The 25,537-nt window shown below is 38.1% G+C and carries 29 protein-coding genes and 1 riboswitch; of the genes, 13 read left to right on the forward strand and 16 right to left on the reverse strand.

The features are described from left to right. Window positions 1-32: 32 nt before the first annotated feature. Window positions 33-1,412, reverse strand: coding sequence for a class II fumarate hydratase (fumC, locus tag BANVL01_RS02880; RefSeq protein WP_066084086.1), 1,380 nt, complete (start codon window positions 1,410-1,412; stop codon window positions 33-35). 289 nt (window positions 1,413-1,701) lie between these two features. Between fumC and BANVL01_RS02885 the strand changes: the two genes are divergently transcribed. After that, on the forward strand, window positions 1,702-2,322 hold the full coding sequence (locus BANVL01_RS02885) for an NAD(P)-dependent oxidoreductase (RefSeq protein ID WP_066084085.1): 621 nt from the start codon (window positions 1,702-1,704) through the stop codon (window positions 2,320-2,322). A 50-nt stretch (window positions 2,323-2,372) separates the two neighbouring features. On the opposite strand, the gene BANVL01_RS02890 is transcribed toward BANVL01_RS02885, so the two are convergent. From BANVL01_RS02890 to thiT, 10 genes are all read right to left on the reverse strand, one after another. Then, a complete protein-coding gene (locus tag BANVL01_RS02890) occupies window positions 2,373-2,687 on the reverse strand; it encodes a YbjQ family protein (RefSeq protein WP_066084083.1) in 315 nt (104 codons plus the stop codon). Further along, window positions 2,668-2,895: a sigma-Y antisigma factor component gene (locus BANVL01_RS02895; RefSeq protein ID WP_066084080.1), complete on the reverse strand. Its 228-nt coding sequence runs from the start codon at window positions 2,893-2,895 to the stop codon at window positions 2,668-2,670. The genes BANVL01_RS02890 and BANVL01_RS02895 overlap by 20 nt, the downstream gene beginning before the upstream one ends. Beyond that, complete coding sequence (locus BANVL01_RS02900; RefSeq protein ID WP_066084076.1) at window positions 2,892-3,239, reverse strand: YxlC family protein; 348 nt, start codon at window positions 3,237-3,239, stop codon at window positions 2,892-2,894. Before BANVL01_RS02900 ends, BANVL01_RS02895 begins: the two co-directional genes overlap by 4 nt. Next, window positions 3,193-3,750 carry an RNA polymerase sigma factor SigY gene (sigY, locus tag BANVL01_RS02905; protein ID WP_066084075.1) on the reverse strand — a complete coding sequence of 186 codons (558 nt, stop codon included), beginning with the start codon at window positions 3,748-3,750 and terminating at the stop codon, window positions 3,193-3,195. Before sigY ends, BANVL01_RS02900 begins: the two co-directional genes overlap by 47 nt. A 167-nt stretch (window positions 3,751-3,917) precedes the next feature. Further along, a complete protein-coding gene (locus BANVL01_RS02910; RefSeq protein WP_066084073.1) occupies window positions 3,918-5,996 on the reverse strand; it encodes a transglycosylase domain-containing protein in 2,079 nt (692 codons plus the stop codon). A gap of 128 nt (window positions 5,997-6,124) precedes the next feature. Next, complete coding sequence (locus BANVL01_RS02915) at window positions 6,125-6,580, reverse strand: helix-turn-helix transcriptional regulator (protein WP_066084072.1); 456 nt, start codon at window positions 6,578-6,580, stop codon at window positions 6,125-6,127. Between the two features lie 117 nt (window positions 6,581-6,697). After that, complete coding sequence (locus BANVL01_RS02920) at window positions 6,698-6,853, reverse strand: FeoB-associated Cys-rich membrane protein (RefSeq protein ID WP_024031282.1); 156 nt, start codon at window positions 6,851-6,853, stop codon at window positions 6,698-6,700. A gap of 22 nt (window positions 6,854-6,875) precedes the next feature. Further along, the gene (gene feoB / locus BANVL01_RS02925; RefSeq protein ID WP_066084069.1) at window positions 6,876-8,879 is read right to left on the reverse strand and encodes a ferrous iron transport protein B; all 2,004 of its coding nucleotides are present in this window, start codon (window positions 8,877-8,879) and stop codon (window positions 6,876-6,878) included. Then, complete coding sequence (locus BANVL01_RS02930; RefSeq protein ID WP_066084067.1) at window positions 8,879-9,103, reverse strand: FeoA family protein; 225 nt, start codon at window positions 9,101-9,103, stop codon at window positions 8,879-8,881. The genes feoB and BANVL01_RS02930 overlap by 1 nt, the downstream gene beginning before the upstream one ends. A gap of 161 nt (window positions 9,104-9,264) precedes the next feature. Beyond that, entirely contained in the window at window positions 9,265-9,852 is a 588-nt protein-coding gene (gene thiT / locus BANVL01_RS02935; RefSeq protein WP_066084061.1) for an energy-coupled thiamine transporter ThiT, read from the reverse strand. Window positions 9,853-9,973: 121 nt separating this feature from the next. Further along, window positions 9,974-10,080: riboswitch (TPP riboswitch) on the reverse strand. 206 nt (window positions 10,081-10,286) lie between these two features. On the opposite strand from thiT, the gene BANVL01_RS02940 reads away from it, so the two are divergent. The 5 genes from BANVL01_RS02940 to BANVL01_RS02960 all read left to right on the forward strand — a co-directional run bounded on the left by BANVL01_RS02940 (window position 10,287) and on the right by BANVL01_RS02960 (window position 15,525). Beyond that, on the forward strand, window positions 10,287-11,429 hold the full coding sequence (locus BANVL01_RS02940) for a histidine kinase N-terminal domain-containing protein (RefSeq protein WP_066084056.1): 1,143 nt from the start codon (window positions 10,287-10,289) through the stop codon (window positions 11,427-11,429). A gap of 121 nt (window positions 11,430-11,550) precedes the next feature. Next, a complete protein-coding gene (locus tag BANVL01_RS02945; protein WP_066084051.1) occupies window positions 11,551-12,111 on the forward strand; it encodes a GNAT family N-acetyltransferase in 561 nt (186 codons plus the stop codon). 181 nt (window positions 12,112-12,292) lie between these two features. Further along, complete coding sequence (locus tag BANVL01_RS02950) at window positions 12,293-13,600, forward strand: hemolysin family protein (protein WP_066084048.1); 1,308 nt, start codon at window positions 12,293-12,295, stop codon at window positions 13,598-13,600. Window positions 13,601-13,861: 261 nt separating this feature from the next. Continuing rightward, the gene (locus BANVL01_RS02955) at window positions 13,862-15,214 is read left to right on the forward strand and encodes a hemolysin family protein (protein ID WP_066084045.1); all 1,353 of its coding nucleotides are present in this window, start codon (window positions 13,862-13,864) and stop codon (window positions 15,212-15,214) included. A 125-nt stretch (window positions 15,215-15,339) separates the two neighbouring features. After that, the gene (locus BANVL01_RS02960; RefSeq protein WP_066084042.1) at window positions 15,340-15,525 is read left to right on the forward strand and encodes a hypothetical protein; all 186 of its coding nucleotides are present in this window, start codon (window positions 15,340-15,342) and stop codon (window positions 15,523-15,525) included. Window positions 15,526-15,602: 77 nt separating this feature from the next. Here the strand turns inward: BANVL01_RS02960 and BANVL01_RS02965 are convergent, their stop codons facing one another. After that, complete coding sequence (locus BANVL01_RS02965) at window positions 15,603-15,899, reverse strand: hypothetical protein (RefSeq protein WP_066084041.1); 297 nt, start codon at window positions 15,897-15,899, stop codon at window positions 15,603-15,605. 296 nt (window positions 15,900-16,195) lie between these two features. Here BANVL01_RS02965 and BANVL01_RS02975 point away from each other — a divergent pair, with 296 nt between their 5' ends. After that, window positions 16,196-16,507, forward strand: coding sequence for a HesB/YadR/YfhF family protein (locus BANVL01_RS02975; RefSeq protein ID WP_066084032.1), 312 nt, complete (start codon window positions 16,196-16,198; stop codon window positions 16,505-16,507). Between the two features lie 53 nt (window positions 16,508-16,560). Here BANVL01_RS02975 and BANVL01_RS02980 read toward each other — a convergent pair whose 3' ends face one another. Then, window positions 16,561-17,106, reverse strand: a complete 546-nt coding sequence (locus tag BANVL01_RS02980) for a hypothetical protein (RefSeq protein ID WP_066084029.1) — start codon at window positions 17,104-17,106, stop codon at window positions 16,561-16,563. A 356-nt stretch (window positions 17,107-17,462) separates the two neighbouring features. Between BANVL01_RS02980 and atpB the strand changes: the two genes are divergently transcribed. The 5 genes from atpB to BANVL01_RS03005 all read left to right on the forward strand — a co-directional run bounded on the left by atpB (window position 17,463) and on the right by BANVL01_RS03005 (window position 21,464). After that, window positions 17,463-18,185 carry a F0F1 ATP synthase subunit A gene (atpB, locus tag BANVL01_RS02985; protein ID WP_235845471.1) on the forward strand — a complete coding sequence of 241 codons (723 nt, stop codon included), beginning with the start codon at window positions 17,463-17,465 and terminating at the stop codon, window positions 18,183-18,185. A 27-nt stretch (window positions 18,186-18,212) separates the two neighbouring features. Continuing rightward, window positions 18,213-18,608: a F0F1 ATP synthase subunit B gene (locus tag BANVL01_RS02990; RefSeq protein ID WP_066084027.1), complete on the forward strand. Its 396-nt coding sequence runs from the start codon at window positions 18,213-18,215 to the stop codon at window positions 18,606-18,608. A gap of 3 nt (window positions 18,609-18,611) precedes the next feature. Further along, entirely contained in the window at window positions 18,612-19,577 is a 966-nt protein-coding gene (locus tag BANVL01_RS02995) for an AtpZ/AtpI family protein (protein WP_066084023.1), read from the forward strand. Window positions 19,578-19,684: 107 nt separating this feature from the next. Next, entirely contained in the window at window positions 19,685-20,941 is a 1,257-nt protein-coding gene (locus BANVL01_RS03000) for a DUF445 domain-containing protein (RefSeq protein WP_066084017.1), read from the forward strand. Between the two features lie 157 nt (window positions 20,942-21,098). Then, window positions 21,099-21,464, forward strand: a complete 366-nt coding sequence (locus BANVL01_RS03005) for a cytochrome-c oxidase (protein ID WP_066084014.1) — start codon at window positions 21,099-21,101, stop codon at window positions 21,462-21,464. A gap of 52 nt (window positions 21,465-21,516) precedes the next feature. Here BANVL01_RS03005 and BANVL01_RS03010 read toward each other — a convergent pair whose 3' ends face one another. From BANVL01_RS03010 to BANVL01_RS03020, 3 genes are all read right to left on the reverse strand, one after another. Then, entirely contained in the window at window positions 21,517-22,365 is an 849-nt protein-coding gene (locus BANVL01_RS03010) for a TIGR03943 family putative permease subunit (protein WP_066084013.1), read from the reverse strand. Between the two features lie 11 nt (window positions 22,366-22,376). Continuing rightward, window positions 22,377-23,261 carry a permease gene (locus tag BANVL01_RS03015; protein WP_066084009.1) on the reverse strand — a complete coding sequence of 295 codons (885 nt, stop codon included), beginning with the start codon at window positions 23,259-23,261 and terminating at the stop codon, window positions 22,377-22,379. Window positions 23,262-23,408: 147 nt separating this feature from the next. After that, window positions 23,409-24,227: a 5'-nucleotidase, lipoprotein e(P4) family gene (locus BANVL01_RS03020; RefSeq protein WP_066084007.1), complete on the reverse strand. Its 819-nt coding sequence runs from the start codon at window positions 24,225-24,227 to the stop codon at window positions 23,409-23,411. A 129-nt stretch (window positions 24,228-24,356) separates the two neighbouring features. On the opposite strand from BANVL01_RS03020, the gene ald reads away from it, so the two are divergent. Then, complete coding sequence (ald, locus tag BANVL01_RS03025) at window positions 24,357-25,490, forward strand: alanine dehydrogenase (RefSeq protein WP_066084006.1); 1,134 nt, start codon at window positions 24,357-24,359, stop codon at window positions 25,488-25,490. Window positions 25,491-25,537: the final 47 nt, after the last annotated feature.

Consider the following 25,537-nt stretch of genomic DNA (forward strand, 5'->3'; position numbering starts at 1 on the left):
CAACACTGGAGGGGGCTTTCATGTTCAGTGTTTTAAACCATATTTTCAGGTTTAATCCATTGGTCAAATTGATCCGCCGAGACATAACCGGTTTTAATTGCCGCTTCTTTTAATGTGCTATTTTCTTTAAAAGCCAATTTGGCTATTTGTGCCGCTTTTTCATAGCCTATATGGGGGTTTAATGCTGTCACCAGCATCAAAGACTGTTTCACATGTTCCTTAATTATTTTTTCGTTAGCTTCAAGTCCCAGGGCACAATTTTTGTTAAATGACCGCAATCCATCAGAAAGAAGCCTTATGGATTGGATCAAGTTATTAATAATCACTGGTTTAAATACATTTAATTCAAAATTCCCTTGGCTTGCCGCGAAGCCAATTGTCATGTCATTACCAAAGACTTGGCACACCACCATCGTTAACGCTTCACATTGCGTTGGATTTACTTTTCCAGGCATGATTGAACTACCGGGCTCATTGGCTGGAATGCTTAGCTCACCAATCCCGCTGCGCGGCCCGCTTGCAAGCCAACGAACATCATTGGCAATTTTCATTAAATCTGCTGCTAGTGCTTTGATGGAACCATGGACATAGACAATTTCATCATGACTTGTTAAGGAGTGAAATTTATTTTCTGAAGATCGGAATGGATGTCCTGTCAGCGTTGAAAGCTGCGCCGAAACCTTTTCTCCAAACTGAGGGTCAGCATTGATTCCTGTACCGACAGCCGTCCCTCCTATTGCCAAATCCAGCAGATAACCGCTAGCTTCCATAATCATTCTTTCGTTCTTTTCCAACATTGCCCGCCAGCCGCTTATTTCTTGTCCGAGAGTTAATGGCGTAGCATCCTGCAAATGCGTTCTTCCTATTTTTACAATGTCAGAAAAGGACTTTTCTTTTTCAAGGAGTGTCTGTTTTAGCTCTTGAATAGCTGGAAGCAGTGATTCCATTACTTTTATATAGGCAGCAATATGCATGGCTGTTGGAAAGGTATCATTGGAGCTTTGCGACATATTGACATCATCATTAGGATGGATATTTTCTGTACTGCCTTGTTCCTTCAACCATTCGTTTGCCCGGTTGGCTATCACCTCATTGACGTTCATATTGGACTGCGTGCCGCTGCCGGTTTGCCAGACAACTAATGGAAAATGTTCATCGAAGTCTCCCTTCAATATTTCATCGGATACTTTTTTTATTGCCTCCATTTTTAATTCACTTAGCTTCCCTAATTGTTGATTGACGATTGCAGCTGATTTTTTAATTAAAGTTAATCCATAAATAAGTTCTAAAGGCATTTTTTCGGTGCCAATATTAAAATTTTCCTTGCTCCGCTGTGTTTGCGCTCCCCAATATTTATTTGCCGGTACACGCACCTCACCAAGCGTATCCTTTTCGATTCTAAAATTCTCCATGTACATTCCACCTCACTAATTCGCGCTACTTCAATATATATACCCATTTCTAACCATTTTATTAAAAAAACTGCAGACATTTGTCTGCAGCCTATGCTTTATAAATTGTATATCCGATATAATAAGAAAGGATTAAAAAACTACCGATTAACAGTACTATTGAATACTCACCCATATCCATCCCACCCCATTTTGAATTGTTTTTACTTAAACATTTTTAAGGTATCATAATGGGCAGGGCTAACAAGTGATAGAAATTACACTTTAGTGACCAAGGAGTGAATTTTTTGTGAACATTTGCCTTTTTGGGGCAACTGGAAGAGTTGGTTCAGTTATTTTGGAAAATGCTTTAAGCAATCACCATTCTGTCCAAGCCTTAGTGCGAGACGCGAAAAAAATGAACCAAAAGGCTGCATGCCTTACCGTTAGAGAAGGTAATGTCTTACAGGAAGAGGATATTATCCATTCAATCACGGGGGCTGATGCGGTCATCAGTGCCTTAAATACAGACGGCAGCTCAACTCTTTCAGAATCCATGCCCTTCATCATCAAACATATGAAAAAGCATAAAATTAACCGGATTATTACAATTGGTACAGCAGGTATCCTGCAAGCACGTTCCGCTCCCTATTTATACCGATTCCAATCGTCAGAGTCTAGACGAAAGAGTACCAAGGATGCCGAGGAACATTTAAAGGCCTTTTTATTATTAAAGGACTCCGGGCTAGATTGGACAATTGTCTGTCCAACCTATTTACCAGTGGGTGAAAGAATTGGGACCTATCGATATGAAAAGGACTTTCTCCCTGAAAATCCTTCCTCCATCTCGATTTTTGACACCGGAGATTTCGCCTACAGGCAGCTATTTTCAGATGAATTTATCCGTTCAAGAGTAGGCCTTACTTATTGAAAAAATAGGGACTGACCATGATGGCCGGTCCCTACTCATTAATCCTATAATTATTCCGCCCGAACTGCGGTCCCGTAGGCGATAATTTCTGACGCCCCCTGCATAACGGAACTGGATTGTAATCGCATCCCGATGATAGCATTTGCTCCTAATTCCCTCGCTTCATCCACCATTCTGTCGATGGCTTTTTTTCTCGCTTCATTTAACATATCCGTATATTCCTTAATCTCACCGCCGACAATCGTCTTCAAACCGGCTAATAGATCTTTACCAATATGTTTGGATTGGACCGTACTCCCCTTAACAAAGCCGACAAAATCCTTGATTTCCTTACCAGGAATGCAATCAGTGGTCACGATTATCATCATTTGAATACCCCACTTTTTTATGAAAAATTTTCCTAACAAAAATTAGGTAAAATAGCGTTGGCATTGGTGCCTGGATTAGTCCGGCAATCCCCCAAAACCAATAGTTATGACTACGTTTCCGTGCATCCAAAAATAAAAAGATACTCTGCGTGAATAAAATGGCAGCAACAACGATGATTAATGTTAATGAATAATCGCCATTCATCCATTACTCACCTTCTTTAATAAACTTACACTTGTATATAACACAATAAAGATGGTGGTAACTAATTGCAGAAAAATAAACAAGACTGGCATTTGAAATAAGGATACAATAATTCCTGTTAAAATAATAAAGGCGATGATTAAAAATAAAGCTAAATCCCTGATGAGCTTTTTTCGTATTTGCTGCTTCTCTGCTGCCACCCTTTGTTCAAACCATGAAAGGTCTGGAGAATAAACAGGGAATTGATCTATATGATGTAACCCCTCTTGCAGTTCGTGAATAGCAGCTGAGTCCTGTTTATCTAGTTGTTCGTTGCCCAGTATGATGACTTTCTGTTTCTTCACTTACTTTCAGCTCCCTTCTTATTGACTTTATTCCATTATGCACCCTTGATTTAACTGTTCCCGGAGATATTTTCATCCAATCGCCAATTTCTTCGTAGGAATATCCGTAATAGTGCTTCAAAATGATCGGAATCCTGACATCCTCCGGTAATCGCGCCAGTGCCTCTAACGCATCATTCCATTCTTCATTTCTACTTTCGAAACTCCACTTCAATTTGCGGTAGACTTCCTCTTGTACCTGCCAATTTTTCTCTCGCATTTTCTTTCTACATTGGTCAATGTATGTATTTGTCGCAATCGAAACCAGCCAGGTGGAAAATTTACTTTGACCATTATAAAGATGAAACTTTTGTATACATTTCGCCATCGTTTCCTGTGCCAATTCTTCAGCTGTATCAGGATTCATTGTTATTTTCATTAAATATTTTACAAGAAATGGATAATTTTCTTTAAACAACATGGCGAATGCTAAATGGTCCCCTTCTTTTGCATTTTTTATCAATGCATCCATTCGGCAATAATCCTCTCTTTCCCCCATCATCCCTATTTGTGTCTTTATTAATTAGACGATCAACTCAGTATTTTGTTCACCTTAAATAAATTTTACCTGCAAATCTCAGTTTGTTTATATATATTGTTGATTAAGAAAAGGCACGAATTTCTTCGTACCTTCCTAAATTAATGCCCTTTTCCTTTATCCTTACCTTTGCCTTTGCCTTTTCCCTTACCTTTGTCCTTCTCCTTCTTATCCCACTTATCCTTTTGTTTATTCCATTTTTCTTCCCATTTTTGCACTTCATTATTGAATTTCTTTTGAAAATTATCAAGATTCTTTTCTTCTTCTTCCTTTTTCCGCTTTTCAATCAACGAGGAAATGTGCGGCACATTAAAGCTTTCGTTTGGATAGCCTTTTAGTGCTTCCTTCATCACTTCATTGAAGATTACAGCAGAACCTGTTCCGCTTGTTGGGGTGATATAGTGGTCGGCATCGGTTTTATCATAACCAACCCAGATGGCACCCACTAGCTGTGGCGTATAACCAACAAACCATTGATCCTTCAGCCCATTGATTCCTTTAATCGGAACCTGGGTGGATCCTGTTTTACCAGCCGTTTCCCGGCCGGGGATTTGTGCTGCCTTTCCGGTTCCTAGTTCGATAACACCAAGGAGCATCGTTGTCATATTATCGGTAACAGCTTTTGTTGTTACACGCTCATTTTTCCCTTTCCACTCAGCGACCACATTACCTTTTGCATCGATGATTTTATTGATCACATGTGCTTCCTCTCGCACGCCGTTATTAGGAAATACAGAAAAGGCTTCTGCCATCTCGATTGGCGATACGCCTTGATGCAGGCCTCCGAGGGCGATTGATAAATTACGGTCAGCCTTATCCAAGGTAATGCCGAAGCGGTTAATCGCATCTAAACCCTTTTCGATTCCCAGTTCATTTAACAGCCAGACAGCCGAGACGTTTTTTGATTCCTTTACCGCCTCATACATCGGTACTTCGCCTTCGTATCGATGATCATAATTACTAGGTTCATAAGTGCCGAACTTCATCTGTTCGTCCTTTAACATGTCCGTGATTTTCCAGCCTTCTTCAAGTGCCGGGGTATAAACTACCAATGGCTTAAAGGAAGAGCCTGGTTGTGCTTTTAACTGCGAGGCGCGGTTATAGCCTCTAAACGCATGATCTCCTCTGCCGCCGACAAGAGCCCTGATCCCGCCTGATTTCGGGTCTACTAAGACGCCGCCGCTTTGGACAAGCCTGTCCTTTCCTTTTGGAAATAAGGCGGCATTTTGATACGTGTTTTCCATCGCCGCTTGCATCGCAGGATCAAGCTCGGTATAAATCTGATACCCGCCTGTCAACAATTCATCTTGAGTGAAGCCGTACTGTTTTATCGCCTCATCCAAAACCTGGTCAACATAATAAGGAAATTTCCCACGGAACGGGTCGCCGCCCTTGTCATCGAGAACAACCTTTTCATGCGTTGCCTTTTCAGCCTGCTGTTTTGTGATATAGCCTTTCTCCTGCATTTTTGCGAGCACAAGATTTCGCCTTTCGGTTGCTTTTTCCATATTTTCGTATGGATTTAAGGCAGAGGGAGCATTTATTAGTCCCGCGAGTAAGGCGGATTCGCTAATTGAAAGGTCCTTAACCTCTTTTGCAAAATATTTACTGGCTGCTTGTTTAATTCCATAAGCACCGTTGCCAAAATATATCTGGTTTAAATACATCTGCAGGATTTCCTGTTTCGTATATTCCCGTTCAACCGCCAATGCTAAAAATACTTCCTCCATCTTTCTTTTCACTGTTTTTTCAGAAGTGAGAATCGTATTTTTCGTTAATTGCTGTGTGATGGTACTGCCGCCCTCGACCATCGCGCCAGCTTTTAAGTCACGGAAAAGAGCCCTGGACGTACCTATTAAATCTACACCGCTATGTTGATAAAAACGGTGGTCCTCAATGGAAATAATTGCATTTTTCATGGAATCCGGGACTTCCGTGATTAGAACTCCTTCATTTTTATTGGCCGAAACCTTGCTAGCCACTTTCCCATTAATATCATAAAAAACCGTTGGCTGTGGAAGTTCATTTTTCAGTTCTGATATGTCAGCATCCTTGGAAAAATAAAAAAGCAGTCCAAAAAAACCTAGAATCATAATCAAGGCAACCAACACGATTAGTTGGAGCAAATGCCACTTTTTCCAGTTCTTAAAAATGCCACGTAACCTTTCTGTAAATACCAATTTGATGACATCCTTTGTCTGTAATCTCTATAACAGGTATACTTTTCGATGAATGTGTCGATTTTATGACTGTTTACCGGTAGATAATCGATTAACAAAAAAAGACAGGTACGCAACCCGTCTTTTCATTATTCACTTTTGGTTAACTCTTTAAAGCGCTGCTTTGTCATTTTTTCATCGAAACTGCTGTAGATTCGATAATTCGCCGCGTCCAATATCCGAAAATGTTTGCTGAGAATATTTTGCTGAAGAATAAATCCGTTTTTCTTTGAAATCGCTTTCCACCATAAGCGGCCGCCCATTGTTTTCATTCTGCGATAATCAATACCTTCCCTGGCAACCGTCTCCAATACTTCCAAGGGCTCGTTCCCAAATAAAAATTGAACTGTTTCTGTTTCACGAAAAAGTGCGCAAATAGCAACAACGGTAGACCAATTGGCTAGAACTCTTCCCTTCTCAATTTGCACAAGCGTTTTCTTTGAGACACCAATAATATCTGCCATTTTATCCTGCGTATAACCTGCTTCAGTCCGGATTAATCGAAGCTTTTCAGAAACCTGCATGATAATTTCTTCCCTGGTCACATTTAGCCCTTCCTTCAATAGCATCTAGTGTAATTTTACACAATTTCCATTCATCATTCAAATCATTCGATTAAAAAAACTGCTATCGACTTAAGATAGCAGTTTTTTCCAAGGCTTTTATTTCACTTTTGGCGGAATACCGCACTGGCTTGAGCATGAATTTTTCAACTCACAGGCGGCACATTTTCCTTTTTTCGATTTATTTATGAATTTCACAAAATGCCAAATCGCATATCCAAAGATAGCTGCACCTATCAAAACACTGGCAATCATTTGCTCCACCTCTTTTTTTAGATTATACAAATCCCAACAATCTGCCGCCTTGATAAATGATTAAGGATAAAACATAGGCAATTGCGAAAGCATAGATCATCGAAAAAGCTGTCCACTTTTTCGAGGTTGTTTCTTTATAGATGGTTGCTACTGTTGCTAGGCACGGAATATACAACAAAATGAAAACCATGAAACTATAGGCCGCAAGCGGGGTATAGTAATCTGCTAATAAACCCTGCAAACTGGCATCATTTGGTACAAAATAGATTATATTCATTGTTGAAATAATCGCTTCTTTGGCTAGAAATCCTGTAATTAATGACGCGGATGCCTGCCATGTAGAAAAGCCAATTGGCGCGAAAATTGGCGCAATCGCATTTCCAATCGCAGCCAAATAACTGTGATCCATATCCACGTTTAAACCATTGGGACCAGCGTATGATAACAGCCAAATAAAGACAGAACCTGCAAAAATAAATGTTCCTGCCTTTCTAACGAAGCCTTTCCCTTTATCCCAAGTACTTCTCCATAATGATTGGAATTGAGGAAGACGATACGGCGGCAATTCAATCACAAACAAGGAAGTTTCTGATTTTAAAATCGTAGAAGAAAAGATTTTTGCCAAAATTAACGCTACAACAATTCCAAGGACATAAAGGCTTAGAACAACAAATGCTTTATTACCGGCAAAAAAGGCGCCCACAAATAAAGCATATACAGGCAAACGAGCGGAACAGGACATTAATGGCGTAAGTAAAATGGTTAATAGCCGTTCCCTTGGGGTTTCAATCGTTCTTGCCGCCATGATTCCAGGGACATTACAGCCAAAGCCAATCATCATCGGAATAAAGGCCTTCCCATTCAATCCTACCGATTCCATAATTCGGTCCATAACTAGGGCAACCCGAGCCATGTACCCGGAGTCTTCCAATAACGATATAAAGAAGAATAGTATAAAGATTTGCGGCACAAACACGAGAACACCGCCGACCCCGGCTACTAATCCATTAATTATTAAGGCATGAATAAACTCAGAAGCATTTATCGCCGTTAATACCTTTTCGAATCCGACCGTAACTGGACCAGTTAAAAGGGCATCCAAGCCATCGGATAATGGTGTTCCTAACCAATCAAATGTCAGCATGAACATCAAATACATCAGCAGCAAAAAGATCGGCATCCCAACATAGCGATTGGTTACAATACTGTCAATTTTCTCTGAGAGCGGGATATCCGAATTACTTTTTCTTGCAACATCAGCAACGATACTCTCAATGACTTCTTTTCTTTTTAAATAGATGAAGTTTGCTAATGATTTACTCTCATAAAGTTTCTGAAGTTGTAATTCTAAATTTGCGGTAATTGCCTCTAGCTTTTCGGCGTCTGCAATACTATTAACATAGTCTTTAACATAGTCATTTCCTTCAAAATACTGAATCGCCAGAAAACGCGCAGAATGATTAGTTTTTCCGCTTATTTTAGCGGTCAATAAAGTGATTGCTTCCTCAACCTCTTTTCCATAATAAACGAGGTTCTTTTTCGTTGGCTGAATCGATTTTGTGGCGATGACATCGACGAGCTTATCACAGCCCTTTCCACTTCTTGCCACGACTGGGACGACCGGTACACCAAGAACTTCCGATAACTTAGAAGCGTCAATATGAATTCCGCGCTTATTAGCGACATCAATCATATTTAGACCAATAAGAGCTGGCTTTTCAAATTCAAGTAATTGCAGGGTTAAATGTAAATTTCGTTCTAATTGTGAAGCATCCAATATATTTAACAGGCGGTCAACAGATTCATTCAAGAAAAAGGAAGTAACCACCCCTTCATCTTTTGATAACGGATTAAGAGTGTATACACCTGGTAAATCGATTAAATGGCCTATATTATTTTTGAAAACGCCAACTTTCTTTTCAACGGTTACACCGCTCCAGTTACCGACATACTCATAGGAACCTGTTAGATTATTAAACAAGGAAGTTTTCCCAGTATTGGGGTTTCCGATAAGCGCGATTTCCATTATATTCTCTCCACTTCAATCTGTACTGCTTCCCGGCGGCGGATGCCGACACATTGTCCGCAGGATTCAATCATAATCGGGCCGCCAAATGGCATGACACATTTCACGCACACTTCTGAGCCTTCTGTTATCCCTAAATCAAGTAAACGTCTTTGTACCAGGTGACCAACATGAGAAATGTCAATAATCTTTCCCTTATCTCCTGCTTTTAACGATCCAAACATGTATATCACCCTTATCTATGTTAATTGAGAATGATTATCTTTCTAAATGTATTTTAACACTTTTTTAGGGTAATAAGCATAGTAAATTTGACAATTGTTCGAAAAGTTTTCAAAAAAAAAGGAAGAGGCGATATTTCTCTTCCTTTTTTTTGCATTGGTAATTAATTTTTCCCAAGGATTACTCTCTTTGGTACTGCACCGATGACAAGAATCACGATAATGGCACTAATTACGAAACTTGGGAGCATATATGTTCCATTATAACCTAGTGAGTAAATCATAACCGGCTGTCCTTTAGGTGCATATTCTCCGAAAAATACAGCCCCAGCAACAACATGACAAAGATAGCGAAGTAAACTTCCTATAAAGGCTCCAAGGACTGTATAGGTCATCCATGTTCGTTTATTTCCTTCGTCAAGGGATTTCCGGATTTTCCCTGCCAATAGTCCGGCTAACCCAACTACTGTAAAGGCAATAAAATAGTCGAGAATCCCCTGAACAATGAAATAAAATTTCGCAAATCCAAGGACAACTTGGAGAAGCCCAAGTAAGAATCCCGTTAATAATCCGCCACGTATTCCCCAGCGATATGCCATGAGAAAAATCGGCACCATAGCAATCGAAATAGACCCGCCCTGCGGCCAAATTTTTAATGAAAGCAGATCGGCAGCAAAATCCAATAAAAAGGCAAGTGCTGAAAAAACAGCCACCTCGGCGATAAATAGTGTATTACTTCTCTTTTTGTTCACTCCTGTTTCCCCCTATTAAACTTTTTGGACTCGGCTGATATCTTCCATAAACCAGATGGTGCCACTAAATTTAAACGAAAAAAAAGCAATGAGACATAAGGAATTGTCTGCATTGCTTTACTTGTCCGGCAAACCACATCCCTACGCTAGTGTTAACTAACAGGTTCATAGGGTCAGAACTCCAACGTTCACTCTCAGCCGCCTAAAGCAGCCCCCCCTGTGGAAATATTCAATTGATTCCTTATCGAATATACTATTGATTTAGCGCTTTGACAAGGAAAAAATGCCATCCATTTTGATACCTATGATTTTATTTCTCCAATGAGATTTATCTAGACTGATATTGGGAAATTTTTTTTATTTAAATATATAAAGGATTTTACTCATTATAAGCGAATTATCTTTGTAATCATGTTTGGACAGAGGGGGTTAATATGTTTACAGATGAACAAACCGATTTAATTGCCTTTTTTGATAAAAATAAAGAAAATTTATTAATCGAATGGGGTAATTCAACTGTTATTTCTAAAGGGGACCCTTATTTAGGTGAAATTCAGGAAAATGCTAAGGCCCTTCTTAACGTAGTATTAACGATGCACCAGATGACTAACGAGGAAATTTTAGCGATGCTTGAGCATCTTGCGAAAAAAATTTCACATGAAAGAGTAATGGCTAATATTAACATTGGCGATTTTGTTTATAATGTCAATTTGGGAAGAACGGTTTTATACAGCTATTTAAGTAAAACGGGTATTCCTTGGCCAGATCTACAGGAATCAATGAATAAAATTAATTTCTGCTTCGATAAATTTCTTTATTTTGCCGTTTCCTTTTATACAGAGGCCAAAAACAAAATCATTGAGGAAAAGACCATGTTCATCGACTCGACCCATCAGGATCGGTTAACACTTCTTGGACAAATGACCTCAAGTTTCATTCATGAATTTAGGAACCCGCTAACATCTGTTCAGGGATTTATTCAATTACTGAAAGCAGATTATCCAAATATGAAGTATTTAGAAATTATTTCGAGCGAGTTGGATCAGCTAAATTTTCGTATCTCACAGTTCCTGCTTTTATCTAAAAAAGAATTAATCGGCAAAGAAAAATCGGATTTCAATATGAATAAGCTTATTGATGAAGTACTAAACTTTCTCTATCCTAGTATTCTTGATGGTAAAGTTAAAATAAACAAGGATTTATGTGAAGATATTACATTAAATGGTTATGCCGATGAAATTAGACAGGTCTTTATTAATATCATTTTTAATGCCATTGATGTCCTTAATCATCATGTGCATGAGAACCCAACAATAAATATTGTCAGCTTTTTAAAAGATAATCAGCACATCACAATCGATATTTCTAATAATGGACCGATGATTCCGGCAGAATTACAGGAAACCATTTTCGAGCCATTTTTTACGACCAAAAAACTTGGCACAGGGCTTGGTTTGTTTGTCTGTAAAGAAATTATTGAAAAACATAAAGGAGAGATGTTTTGTGATTCCAAACCAGAGAAAACCACTTTTTCACTTACTCTCCCCCTTGCCACAGACTCCAAAATATGTGAATAAACTAAGCTAAACAAGCCCTGCATATCCGGAGCGGGGATTTTTTTATTTTCTTCCCTATTCACCTTCCGAAAAAGCCTTTTTAGCATATGATGTACTAAAATTTTTTTCGGGAGCATTGCCTATGTTTACCTTAAAAGTTGACCATGAAATTGAGCTTCAATTATTTGAACGGCAACACGCATTAAAACTGTATCAGCTTGTTGAAGAAAATCGCGAACATTTACGGGAGTGGATGCCATGGGTTGACAGTATGACTGCCCCTTATCATTTCGAATCCATCATACCGGTTTGGCTTTCTCAATTTGCTGAGAATACGGCCCTTAATGTTGGAATTATTTACAACCGGGAACTTGTCGGGTCGATTGGATTACATCAAATGGATTGGTATAACAGCACGGCAAGTATTGGCTATTACCTTGCTAAAAAGGCAGAAGGACACGGTATAATCACCCGTACTGTTCAAGCCATGTTAAACTACGCTTTTTTCCAATTAGGATTAAACCGTATCGAAATTCGCTGCGGGGTTAAAAACAAGAAAAGCCAGGCGATTCCGGATAGACTCGGATTCGTTAAGGAAGGAATCATAAGAGATGGAGAACAATTAAACGGCCGCTTTCACAATCTTATCGTTTACAGCATGCTGGCTCGTGAATGGAAAGGAGCAGCAACCCAACAAAGATAAATTATTTCTTGATGCTGCCAATTGGCGGCATTTTTCTTTTAGAGCATAATCCGCTTATTGACTATTTTATTGAATAATAAAATTATCCAACCCGCAATTAGAAATTGAAATGTAAGGTAATAATGAGACAAAGAGTTATTTTGTAAGTGAGGTGGCATACCTTACTAGTGTAAGGGAACCGATGATTTGGATGAATATTGTTATAATAGCGCTCCTAATTGCGTTTACTGCATTTTTTGTAGCATCGGAATTTGCAATTGTAAGAGTGCGGACAACGAGAATTGACCAATTACTGTCCGAAGGAAACAAAAAAGCCGAGTCAGCCAAAAAAGTCATTTCCAATATGGATGGATACTTATCCGCTACACAGGTAGGTATTACGATTACTTCCTTACTATTAGGATGGCGTGGAGAGTCCACGATCCGTGAGCTTTTAAACCCTCTTTTGGAATGGATTCAGTTACCGATATCAATAAATCAAGTTTTCTCGTTTATATTAGCCTTTGCGATCATCACCTTTTTCAATGTCGTTATTGGTGAATTAGCCCCGAAAACGATTGCGATACAAAAGGCTGAAGAAATCATCCTGCTATTCGCGCCTCCAATGATTTTCTTTTATAAGCTAATGTATCCGTTTATTTGGGTGCTTAATCGGTCGGCCCGTTTTATCACAGGTTTGTTCGGCATTAAACCGGTTTCTGAACAAGATCTCGTACTTTCAGAGGAAGAACTGCGGATGATCCTCTCGCAAAGCTATGAAAGCGGAGAAATCAATCATTCAGAATACAGCTATATGAATAAGATTTTTGAATTTGACGATCGAATAGCGAAGGAAATTATGGTTCCGCGAACAGAGGTCATTACACTGCCAAAGAACGCTGAACTTGAAGAAATCATCGAAACAGTGAAGGAAGAAGGGTATACACGCTATCCCGTTATTGACGGTGACAAGGATACGATTTTAGGAATTGTTAATATTAAAGAAATTTTAACCGATTGTATTCTGCAGAAGTGTAATGGCGAAGAACCGCTAATGTATTATTTAAAGCCTGTGATTCATGTGATAGAGAGCATTCCTATTCAACAACTATTGGTGAAGCTGCAAAAAAGCCGCTCTCACATGGCTGTTTTATCGGATGAATATGGCGGTACGGCAGGAATCGTGACTGTCGAAGATATTCTCGAAGAAATTGTTGGTGAAATTCGTGATGAATTCGACTTGGATGAGCGTCCATTAATACAAAAAATAGCTGATGGTCACTTTGTACTGGATGGGAAGGTCTTAATAAGTGAAGTAAACGACCTGTTAGGTACAACACTTGAAGAGGATGATGTCGATACCATTGGCGGCTGGTTCTTAACGCAAAAATTTGATGTACATAAAGGAGAGTCCATCGAAAAAGAGGGATTCGTTTTTAAAATTGAGGAAATTGAAGGACATCATATTTTATATATCGAGGTTTTCAAGTCTCCTAAGTCTCCTATATAGGAGACGTTTTTTGTTGAAATTTTTTTGTAATATTTCAACTTTTCTGTTCATATTTGCGAAAATTCTCCATAAAATGTTGTTATCAACTCTTACTCCAACGAGGACGTTTGACTGAATAGGTTAAATTCTTTATAATTATTGTTAATTTATATATTGTTGAGGTGGTATACTTTCCATAAGACGAGATTAGAAGAAAATAAGTTTTGTATAATACTGGGAGGTGACTCCTTTCTCGTGTAACAACGGGATAAGGGAACTTATTTGGACATATTTAACTTGGTTTTAATAGCCATTTTAATAGCTTTAACTGCATTTTTTGTTGCTTCAGAATTTGCGATTGTTAAAATTAGAAGTTCAAGAATTGATCAGTTAATTGAGGAAGGAAATTCGAAGGCTGTTTCTGTCAAAAAGGTCATTTCAAATTTAGATGAATACCTGTCTGCCTGTCAGTTAGGTATTACGATAACGGCTCTTGGTCTTGGGTGGATTGGGGAAAAGACAATTAAAGGTTTGCTTGCACCACTTTTTGTTAAACTCAACATACCTGAGAGTGCAACCCACCTATTATCAGTTGGAATTGCGTTTGCTGCCATCACGTTTTTACACGTTGTGGTCGGAGAGCTCGCACCAAAAACGCTAGCCATTCAAAAGGCTGAATGGATTACTATGATTGTGTCCGGCCCGCTTATCTTTTTTTATAAGCTCATGTACCCATTTATTTGGGTTTTGAATGGATCATCTCGGGTTGTTTCCGGCATTTTTGGGTTAAAGCCAGTGTCTGAAAATGAAATTGCTCATACGGAGGAAGAGCTTCGCATTATCCTGTCTGAAAGCTATAAAAGTGGTGAAATTAACCAATCGGAGTTTAAGTATGTAAATAAAATTTTTGAATTTGATAACCGCATTGCCAAAGAAATTATGGTTCCAAGAACGGAAATTGTCTCATTATCCAAGGATGATTCATTAGAAACTTTTCTTCAGGTTTTACGTGAAGAAAAGTTCACAAGGTATCCGATCATTGATGGTGATAAGGACCATATTATCGGGCTTATCAATATAAAGGAAATTATGACTGATTTAATTGGAAAGGAAAACCTTTCAACAAGGAACTTGGAAACCTATACCCGACCGATTATTAGAGTAATAGAAACTATTCCCATCCATGATTTGCTGGTAAAAATGCAAAAAGAAAGAATGCATATGGCAATATTAATGGATGAATATGGTGGTACATCAGGGCTTGTTACCGTAGAAGATATCCTTGAAGAAATTGTTGGCGAGATACGTGACGAATTTGATATGGACGAAGTTCCAGAGGTTCGTAAAATGAAAGAAAACCATTATATTATTGACTCGAAGGTTTTAGTAAGCGAAGTCAATGATTTATTGGGAGTTGACATTAATGACGAAGACATTGATACCATTGGCGGCTGGATTCTCACTGAGAATTATGAAGCTAAAGAAGGTGACGTCATTCATCATGAAACGTATTCCTTTAAAATCCTCGATATGGAAGAGCATCATATAAAATATATTGAAGTAACCAAAAATTCTGCAAATAGTGGAACCGATATCCAACAAATCGCTCTGTCAAAATCAGAAGTACTATCATAGCTTTTTTAAAGACCGTGTTAATCGATAACGGTCTATTTTTTTTGCTTAAAAACTCCTTTTATTGAAGATTCGTCCAATCAACAAGCCCTTTAAACGCATATCCTGCTTGCAAGGAGGGATGAGAAATGGATCGTTTAGCAAATTTATTTTTCGTTTGTATCTTAGCTGGGTTTGCCCTTATTCATATGCCTGTCATTTCATTTCTAGCTGGCATGACATCATTTTTTCACGTTGTCGGAGCTCTCGCAATTTTAGTCTTTTCTTTTGTCCTGCTCTACCTAGGCATCAAAGCACTTTTTACCAAATTGTAAGTGGTTGCACCTTCACTCGGCCAAAAAAGATCAGATTGTGATAAATCTGATCTTTTTTGCTTTCTGCCTAATAAAATTTATTTTGATTTGAGAATGATTAGATCCTCTTCAGCTTTTGCTATTTTAATTAAATGGGAATCAAGTCGGCGGTTGATATGCTGAATATCGCCGCTCTGTTTATCTTCAATCCGCTGAAGGGATTCTTTAATATCGGATAGGTCGATTTGGTTTACCTCTACCCTATGCTCGATGCTGTCCATCTTTTCTAATCTTGAAAGTCTCCTCTCAATATTCTCCAATGTTTCATTAAATGTATTGATTAAGCTTTTTATATCCATAACATTTTCGGTTAATTTTTCAAATTCCTTTTCCATAGTCAAAAACTCCCTTTTCTATTTTCTTATATTTTATCACGGTTTACCCTATAAACATGTTACAAAAACAGCAACAATGGATTATCTTATTATTGCTGTTTTGTGCAGTTGTGAACGATTCAAATCAAAAAAATGAACAATTTTTTAAACCCTACTATATTGTTGAAGTCCGTGAATTTTATCACAGGCAAAATTTGAAAAAAGAATTAAGCTTTTACTATAAGGAAATGGTGAACTAGTACATCCATTTCTATCCTTATGAATCATTATCAACTAGGAAAAGGTTGGTGTATAAAATGTTTATATCTATCGATGAAAAGGCAGGTTTATGGTTTTCAAAAGAATTCGAAATTACTAAACCGTTCAGCATTCGAATGTTTCCTCAATACGCTGGATTTGGAGAGAAGCATAAAGGCTACAGCCTCGCTTTTTCGGCAGAGTATCCTGCAAATGCAGGAATTACAAAAGTGATAAATGGCATTACCTTTTTTGTTGAAGATAACGATGTTTGGTTTTTTAAAGATACGGAAACATATTTATCTGTCGACGAACTCCTGGATGAATTACATGTTACTTACAAAGAAGAGGCAGGTATCAAAGTTCATTAAAATACGATATAAAAACAAGCCAGATGAATTCATCTGGCTTGTTTTTATGATAGTTAGTTTACTTGCTTCCCTAAGCTTGGTGCTAATAATTTTGCGCTTTCAAAAACTTTTCCCAGTTTTTCTTCAGCTTGTGCAAACGTTGTATCCGCCGCTTCAAAATTAGGTGTGTCTTTTTTCAATTCATCTGCTTTTGCTTGATAAGAAGCTGCATAATCTTTCACAATTGCTTCGAGATCGGCCTGTTGATCCTTTAGTCCAGCTGGAATTTGAGTACTATTAAGCTCCGAAGCCACTGCAGCGGCTGATTCACTGGCTGCCGCCTTTTCTTCTACAGTCGGTAATTCTTCAGGCTTTGCATCAGGATTCGATGCCTTCTTTTCATAAGCGTTTAAATCAGCATCTTTTGCGTTGATTTTATTGCCAAGCTCTATATAGAATTTAACTAATTCCTTCTTAACATCAACTTTAGGTGCTTCTGCTTCTTTTGCTGTTTCTTTTGGTGTATCGTTCTTTTCCGTTTTCGCATCATCTTTACTTGAGCAGGCGGTCAGACCGATTGCCATCGTTAATGCGGATAATAATAGTAAAAACTTTCTCACTGTTGTTTCCCCCTATTTCTTAAATTTATGCCTTGTTAATTGTACAACATTTAATAAGACGTTAAAAGTAATAAAAGGTTTCAAAAAATAAAATTTTTTCGCATTTTTGCCAACAAATTTTAAAAGGCTAATATAATATAATATTCAGGAAATTCCTTTTATTGACATAATAATTGATATCATCAAAACAATGCTATCAATAGTTCCTACCATGCTTACATTATTATTCAGAAAATTAGCAATAAATTGTGAACTATCTTACAATAATGAAAGTATATGTATATAATGAAGATAAGACCAAGTAATCTCTCATCTCTTCCTCCCATTATTGGTTCCATACCTTAAACAGAAAGGGGTTGGACATCATAGAGCATTCTAGACCTCAAGTAGTTTGGTTTAATTTAACGTTTGATTTATCTGTCATCATTACAACGACCATTGCTGCTATCATCGTTTTCCTCATCGCTTATCTATTTACAAGAAACCCGACAACAAGTGCACCAAAAAGGCGGCAAAACTTTATGGAGTGGATTGTGGAATTTGTGAAGGATATCATGAACAATTCTATGGTTGCTTCAAACAATTTATTTATTTTGTCAACAGGTGTCTCTCTATTGATGTATTTATTCATTGCAAACCTTATGGGCGTCCCCTTCTCGATTATTACGGCTGAGGTGAATTCAGTTGCTTGGTGGAAATCGCCTACTGCTGATGCACATGTAACCATGACGCTCGCGATCATGATTATCGTCTATACACACTTCATTGATATTCGCCTGCATGGTTTCACACATTTTGTTCTGAGTTTTTTCAAACCATTTAAAGTCCTATTTCCTATCAATGCAATAGAGCAGCTTGCCACAACATTGACATTGGGACTTCGGCTGTTTGGAAATATTTATGCAGGAGAGGTCATGCTTGCCCTTTTGGCAAGTGCTGTGAGCCATGGTTTTGGAACAGCTATCCTCGCTTCAGTACCTATGTTGATCTGGCAGGCATTTTGTGTGTTTATTGGAGCAATTCAGGCTTATATCTTTGTAACACTTACAATGGTTTACATTGCTCACCGTTTAACATAATATAGAATTGAATGGAGTTGAATTGTTTTGGGTGATATTACATTATTCGGTATCCCAATTTCATTTGGTACGATGATTTATCAGGCTATTATTTTTACGGTTCTTGTTTTTATTTTAAAGAAGTTGGTTTTAAAAAAGTTGGTGAATATACTTGATAATAGGAAACAGCATATTGAAAATCAGCTCCAATTAACGGAAAAATATAAATTCGATGCTGAAAAGAATCTTGAAACAAGTGAAATCATCCTTAAACAAGCGCGGGCAGATTCGAGAGAAATTAGGAAGCATAGTGAAAATGAGGCGAAGCTGATTCTTCAAGAAGCTAAAGACAAAGCTAAACAAATCCTTAAAGAAGCAAAAGAAGAAGCATTCCTTTCACGTTCTCGGTCCTTTACTCAAAAAGACCAATTTAAGGGGGCTTAATTTATGAAGCACAAGTTTACAAAATACTTGGGCAGAGTTACCGAAAATCTTGAATTAGGTTTTGAAGAAAAATGGATTTATATCCATTACACAAAAGGCTCGATTGAAAAGACCGCGTGTCTATTAAAAAATGAGAACAAATCCGAACAAGAGTATCTCGAGGTTTTTTTAAAAGAAAATAATGTCTCTGAAGAAATGAAAAAAGAGGTTAGGAAATTTTTTAAGAATGAAAAGACTCATAACGATGCACATTGGAATGAATTCACAACCTTTCTAATGAAAGCCCTTTCTTTAAATATGGTATTCGGAATAACCATTGCACTATGTGTTTATGCTGGTTACAAGGTGGGGGCACTACTAGATGCCCGGTATGATATTTACCCCACTTTAACTCTGATAGGTACTTTTTCCGGAATTGGAATTGGCGGTGTGACGGCATATTCGATGGTTCAACGGTATTTTAAATCCTCTATTCAAAAAAAGAATAGTAAGGAACAACCTGCTAAATTAGAGCAGGTTGATATCAGAAAGTACCCGGTTATCGATGTAACCATTGAGGATATTCGGAAAGCCGTCAGGACGTTTTCCGATAATCTGCCAAAGGGCGTTTACCGGACCATTCTTGTTCAGGACGATCATAGTATCGACTATCAGCAGCTAGCACCAATGCTTGGCGGGATTCCTTCTAAAAAATTCTATATGTCAAAAGAAACATATGATTTATTTGAAGAAAGTGAAAAACAAATTCCAATTGAAATGGATATCGTTCAAAAGGCTGTTGACCAATATGTCAAGGAGCGTAAGGAATATCCAATGCTACAATTTGACCCGCTTCGCAGGGTGAATTATTATCAGCTATTACAGGATCACTTTCTTAAATCAGCACCGGAAATACAATTTTATATTACCGATTTGGATGGACTAATTACCCATATAAAACCACAGAAAAAGACCTCCTCTCAAAGCTGAGAGGAGTTTTTTTATATTTTAAAAGATGGTTTTTTTGCTTTTCTTTCAGTAATATTGAGATAATATCAATTGACAATATTATTTATCCAAAACGAGGGGTTACAAAGATGTTAAAACAGAAAAGTAAATCACAGCATTTAGCGGCTATTTCTCTTATTGTGATGGCAGCTGGATTTTTAGCTACTATTCCATTACCGCTATCAGTGTGGAGAACCATCCTCCAAGGCGGATTTGAAGCAGGGCTTGTTGGGGGACTTGCCGACTGGTTTGCCGTTACGGCCTTATTCCGACACCCAATGGGACTGCCAATTCCGCACACAGCCCTTTTGCCAAAAAACAGAGAAAAGATTATTGCGAAAATCATTTCGATGCTAGAGCAGGACTGGCTGACAAAGGAGAGCATCCGTAAAAAAATAGAAACGTTTCAGTTCAGCGAAAAATTATTTACCATCATTAATAAGGAAATACACGCACAGCCGGTAAAGAAAAACATCATCACTCTTATTCAGCATTTTATCAAAAAGATTGAGATTAAGATGATAGCGCCGATAATTGAAAAAGAGCTAAAAGCCTTTCTCGAGAATATAGATATAAATTACTACTTTCCATTACTTGTCGATCAAATTACGATTCGGAAATACGATGAAAAAACACTTGATTACATCCTTAAAGAAATTGATGATTGGGCCAAAAAGGAAAGTACAAAGAATCAGCTTGGCGGGATGGCTGTTGAAATGATTGAAAATATAAAAGCGGACGGTATCATGCAGTTTGCGTTAAGATCATTTAGCAATCTTGTAAACGAGGAGAAATTAGGGAATATTATCCAAGGTTTGATTCTAAAAGGTGTTGATAGTTATCGTGATCCCTTGAATCAAAATAGACAAACCTTATTAATCCACATTGATACCAAGCTGCAAAATATTAAAAGTGATGAAAAGATATATGATGAGCTTAATCGGTTTAAACTGCAAATCATTGCAAAATGGAAACCCGAAGAAAAAATAATCGAGCTTTTAACTAAGTTCCAGCAAAAGGCTCATGATTTTGTGGAAGAGCCCAGCTTTTACGATGAATATATACTTCCCTTAATTACGAAAAGTCTAAACGAGCTTAAAGAAAATCCAGATAAGATGACGCAACTGGAAGCATGGATTAAAAAACAAATATCCAGCTTTGTTGATCGCAATCATTCAAAAATCGGGATACTTGTTCGGGAAAATTTAGATAAACTTGATACTAAAACTCTTATCCATATGATTGAAACAAATGTAGGAAAGGACTTGCAATGGATTCGGGTAAACGGAGCCGTTTGTGGATTCATAATTGGCCTTGTATTAGTAGGAATAAAGGCCTTATTTTAAACTTTTAAAGCACCTTGAATTCCAATTAGGGTGCTTTTTTTATTACTTTTTACCCCAAAAATCTTTTCTTGTCCCGGTAATTCCAAGTTCTTTTTCAGAATAATCCTACATATTTACTACTGTAGTCATTATTTTTATATGGAAAAGGGGCGGAAAAATGGGTATTAAGTTTATTAAAATCTCTGTTGTCTATTTTGTCATCGGAGTTTGCATCGGGATGTATATGTCGATGTCGCAAAAATTCACCTTCACTCCTGTCCACGTTCATATTAATTTATTAGGATGGATGTCAATGGGAATGGCTGGTCTTATCTATGTGGCGTTTCCAAGTGCAGCAAAAACGACATTAGCCAAGGTTCACTTCTGGCTGCATAATATTTCACTGCCAATTATGATGATTGGACTTGCATTTTTAGTATCTGGGACAGAAAAAGCAGAGCCTGCAGTTGCTACAGGCGGTACATTAATGGTTTTAGGGATTATTCTCTTTGCCATCAACATCATTAAAAATGTTAAACAGTAATCCGTGAGACTTATTTTATTAAAAAAGACGCCATTTTTGCATGGCGTCTTTTCTAATAACCTTTATACACATACTGATCCTTAGGAGCAGCTGTTTTTGTCCACTTTTCTACTTTTAAAATCGGAATATTTGTTTTGAAGGGTTGATAATAAATCGTCGATATTTTCCCTTTTACGGTAATCCACTCGTCGTTCCTTAGCTTCGTTCCATCCGGCATGTCTACAAGCATTCCGAAGACGCCGGAGTCAGCAATACAATGAATGATGCCAAAACGGAATACGAAGAGCTGATTTTTATCTATCGTCTCAGCATCGTTAAATACAAAGCCCTTAAACTCGATATCTTTTCCTAAGAAATCCCCTGGAAAGTTATATATCGTTTCCATCCCATTTAAATAATTTTTATCGTTTAAGATAATCGTTTTTTGATCAATATATTTTTTCTTCTCGGTTTTCATACGGGCGTCGTATTCATCTTTTCCATAGTAAACACTTGTATCTGGACGCAGGAATTGCTGCTGCATAAACGGATCCCCTTTTCCCTCATCATAAATCGGAAAATGGAAACCTTTTGCCTTTACAATATTTGAATCAAGAGTAGCAATCGGGAAAAATAACCCAGAGATAATCGGAAAAGCAAAAATTGGATAAACCAAAAGCTTTTTGTACCACTTGTCTTCTTTAGAATGATTGTGTCCGCAATGATCATGTTCACAGCCGGCATCTTTTGTATGATCCTTGTTTATCAACAAAATTTGGACAATCGTTAAAACTAATAACGCATAACCGGCTATCGCTGACAGGTAGGAATACTTCATATTGATATATTTTGAAATATCTCCACTAAGGTGCAATTGAAAGATTAAGTAGGTAAAGCCAATTAAAATTAAACTCCTTATCAAGCTAACCCCTCCTAAAACAACAACGAGTATACAAAGACAACGGCAAACACAGCAGAAACAATCATAAATACGAGTCGTTTTTTAAATGTTGCCAGCATCATCATTAAATTCTTAATATCGACCATTGGGCCAAATACTAAAAACGCTAATAATGAACCGGTTGAAAACGTAGTTCTAAAGGAGGAAGCAATAAAAGCGTCCGCTTCGGAACAAAGAGAAAGAATAAAGGATAACGTCATCATAACTAAGGAAGATGATACGGGGCCCTGACCAATAGCGACAAGAGTTGTCGTTTTTACGTAAGTTTGGACAGCAGCTGCAATTAGTGAACCAATTACCAAATATTTCCCCATTGAGAAAAACTCTTCTACAGCATGTTCAAGTGTCTGCCAAATTTTTCGCATGACAGTTGTCTTTTCTTCATGATGATGGTGATGATGTGATTCTTTAAACGGATTTCCCTTATAGCGATAGGCAATCAAGATTCCTACAGCAAAGGCAACAACAAGCGCCCCAATGGAGCGGAAGATTGGCATTTTCCAATCACTGCCGAAGGCAATATAAGTAGCAAATAAAACCACCGGATTGATGATTGGTGCGGTTAGCATAAAGGCAATCCCTGCAGAAATCGGCACTCCTTTTGCAACAAGCCGGCTGACAATCGGGACAATCCCACATTCACACGATGGAAATAATATTCCTAAAAAACTCGCAAAAATCACTGCAAGTACTTTATTTTTCGGCATAATCTTCGCAATCATTTCTTCGGTCACAAAGATTTGAATGATTCCCGAGATTAACACCCCGAGTGTCACAAATGGTAATGCTTCAATAAGGATAGAGATAAAAATGGTATTCATTTGTAAAAATGACTGCGGTAATGAGATACCAAACATAGTAATCCTCCTAATACCAAAACTGATGTAAACTACTATACTCGGATTCTTTTATTTCGTCCAACGAAAAATATGGAATGGAATAAGAAGTTTTCGTTTTATAAAAAAATACTGCCTGCCAAATATTTGGCGGCAGCATGGTTTTCGTTATGGTTGAAATGGCTGTAAGCTTTCTTTCCTAAGCTTCAATCTTTCCTCTATAGATTTGCTCGAGTTGTGATTATAGATTGCGCCTTCCCAATCCCCATACATTGGGTTAGGAAACACAATTAGTTTTCTACCGAATTCTTCTTTGTGTTTAGTTACAGCATCTATCCTTCCGGTTACCGATAACTCGTCAAATCCACTAAAATCCCCTAAATTATCGCCAAACAAAAGCACGATTTCATGGGTTTTGGCTACTTGCAGGCGCCTGTTTTCTTTCCCGCTTTCACCTTTTTGTTTTAAAAACACATGGTCGGAAGCTGCCTGTGGTACACCGATAGCCTGCAAATTTTTAACCGTGATTGCTTTTTTTGCTTCTTTTCGGTTGGTAATGTAGAAAATAGCAACACCCTTTGAATCGGCATAGGTTAGAAATTCTAATGCACCTGGCAGTGGTTGTGCTGCCGCCTTGTCTTCCCATTTACTCCAATTTAAGGGATAGTTCTCTCCTGATACTATTTTCCCGGCAAAAAGCGGGCTATTATCGATCACCGTTTCGTCCAAATCAAGAACAATTGCTGGTTTTAGCCCTTTATTCTTGACCCTTTTACTCAAGATGTCATCTAGTCTCATTTTTCCTAAATTGTAGCCCTGGTAATATAAAGCTTTAGCTTCCCCTGATGTTTGATACCAGAGAACGGACATCGTGTTTTGTTCTGCCAAGCTTTCGGTTGGACTTGTCACAGTTTGTGCACAAGCACTAATTCCGGACAGTGAAAGTGATAAGGCAACAGCAGATATTATTGTGGTAATTTTCTTCATCTATTCAGCCCTCCTTGACTTATACCGTTTTAGTATATGGAATAATGAAAAATCTAAGTAAAAATGCTCCAAAAATATGATATAATTAGCGATAGTAATTATTTTGACATTTTTAGAGGAGGAATGAGTATGTTTATTGGTGTACCTAAAGAAATTAAAAATAATGAAAATCGCGTGGCCCTTACGCCTGCTGGTGTCGTTTCATTCTTAACAGCCGGCCATCAAGTAATAGTAGAAAAAGACGCTGGAATTGGAAGCGGTTTCACAAATGATGATTATACAAATGCCGGTGCCGATATTATTGATAACGCTGCAACAGTTTGGGAGAAAGCAGATATGATTATGAAAGTGAAAGAGCCTCTTTCAAGTGAATATCAATATTTCCGTCCGGGCTTAATTCTATTTACATACTTACACCTTGCTGCTGAGCCTGCACTTGCAAAAGCTTTAAAAGAAAAAGGGGTTATCGCTGTTGCGTATGAAACGGTGGCCGTAAACAAAACTCTACCACTTTTAACTCCAATGAGTGAAGTAGCTGGCAGGATGGCTGCCCAAATCGGTGCCCAATTCTTGCAAAAAAATAATGGCGGCCAAGGAATATTGCTTGCTGGTGTTCCAGGGGTTAACCGTGGTAAAGTAACCATTATCGGTGGTGGAATTGTTGGAACAAACGCGGCTAAAATGGCTATCGGTTTAGGCGCTGATGTTACTATTATTGACCTGAGTGCTGACCGTCTGCGCCAGCTTGATGATATTTTTGGAAATCAAATCAAAACATTGATGTCAAATCCAATGAACATCGCAGAAGCTGCGGCGGAAGCTGATCTGCTAATCGGAGCTGTGTTAATCCCTGGTGCTAAAGCACCGAAGCTTGTTAAGGAAGCAATGGTTAAGACAATGAAACCAGGTTCTGTTATTGTCGATGTTGCGATTGACCAAGGCGGAATTGTTGAAACCTGCGATCACATTACCACTCATGATAACCCTACATTTGTCAAACACGGGGTTGTTCACTATTCTGTAGCCAATATGCCAGGTGCCGTGCCAAGAACTTCAACCATTGCACTTACAAATGTTACGGTTCCATACGCATTGCAAATCGCAAATAAAGGGGTTTTCAAAGCCATCACAGAAAACGCTGCATTATTACTTGGCGTTAACGCAGCAGGTGGAGAAATCACCTATGAAGCGGTAGCAAAAGATCTAGGGTATGATTATGTGCCAGTAGAAAAGGCGTTAGAAAAAGAATTGGCTGCCATTTAACTTAGAAAAGAGGGTGTCACAACAAGGGGGCTTCCCCTGTTGTGACA

It is taken from the genome of Neobacillus novalis NBRC 102450 (genome assembly GCF_001591805.1).
GTDB lineage: Bacteria > Bacillota > Bacilli > Bacillales > Cytobacillaceae > Neobacillus > Neobacillus novalis.

Bases quoted from the DNA above. Each gene is read 5' to 3' on its own strand.
- BANVL01_RS03000 (WP_066084017.1), top strand. From the start codon at position 19,685: ATGTTAAAACAGAAAAGTAAATCACAGCATTTAGCGGCTATTTCTCTT.
- BANVL01_RS02995 (WP_066084023.1), top strand. From the start codon at position 18,612: ATGAAGCACAAGTTTACAAAATACTTGGGCAGAGTTACCGAAAATCTT.
- BANVL01_RS02945 (WP_066084051.1), top strand. From the start codon at position 11,551: ATGTTTACCTTAAAAGTTGACCATGAAATTGAGCTTCAATTATTTGAA.
- BANVL01_RS03020 (WP_066084007.1), bottom strand. From the start codon at position 24,227: ATGAAGAAAATTACCACAATAATATCTGCTGTTGCCTTATCACTTTCA.
- BANVL01_RS02890 (WP_066084083.1), bottom strand. From the start codon at position 2,687: ATGATAATCGTGACCACTGATTGCATTCCTGGTAAGGAAATCAAGGAT.
- fumC (WP_066084086.1), bottom strand. From the start codon at position 1,412: ATGGAGAATTTTAGAATCGAAAAGGATACGCTTGGTGAGGTGCGTGTA.
- ald (WP_066084006.1), top strand. From the start codon at position 24,357: ATGTTTATTGGTGTACCTAAAGAAATTAAAAATAATGAAAATCGCGTG.
- BANVL01_RS02895 (WP_066084080.1), bottom strand. From the start codon at position 2,895: ATGAATGGCGATTATTCATTAACATTAATCATCGTTGTTGCTGCCATT.
- BANVL01_RS02975 (WP_066084032.1), top strand. From the start codon at position 16,196: ATGTTTATATCTATCGATGAAAAGGCAGGTTTATGGTTTTCAAAAGAA.
- BANVL01_RS02965 (WP_066084041.1), bottom strand. From the start codon at position 15,899: ATGGAAAAGGAATTTGAAAAATTAACCGAAAATGTTATGGATATAAAA.
- feoB (WP_066084069.1), bottom strand. From the start codon at position 8,879: ATGGAAATCGCGCTTATCGGAAACCCCAATACTGGGAAAACTTCCTTG.
- BANVL01_RS02920 (WP_024031282.1), bottom strand. From the start codon at position 6,853: ATGATTGCCAGTGTTTTGATAGGTGCAGCTATCTTTGGATATGCGATT.
- BANVL01_RS03005 (WP_066084014.1), top strand. From the start codon at position 21,099: ATGGGTATTAAGTTTATTAAAATCTCTGTTGTCTATTTTGTCATCGGA.
- BANVL01_RS02960 (WP_066084042.1), top strand. From the start codon at position 15,340: ATGGATCGTTTAGCAAATTTATTTTTCGTTTGTATCTTAGCTGGGTTT.
- BANVL01_RS02940 (WP_066084056.1), top strand. From the start codon at position 10,287: ATGTTTACAGATGAACAAACCGATTTAATTGCCTTTTTTGATAAAAAT.
- BANVL01_RS03015 (WP_066084009.1), bottom strand. From the start codon at position 23,261: ATGTTTGGTATCTCATTACCGCAGTCATTTTTACAAATGAATACCATT.
- sigY (WP_066084075.1), bottom strand. From the start codon at position 3,750: ATGGATGCATTGATAAAAAATGCAAAAGAAGGGGACCATTTAGCATTC.
- BANVL01_RS02930 (WP_066084067.1), bottom strand. From the start codon at position 9,103: ATGTTTGGATCGTTAAAAGCAGGAGATAAGGGAAAGATTATTGACATT.
- BANVL01_RS02950 (WP_066084048.1), top strand. From the start codon at position 12,293: ATGATTTGGATGAATATTGTTATAATAGCGCTCCTAATTGCGTTTACT.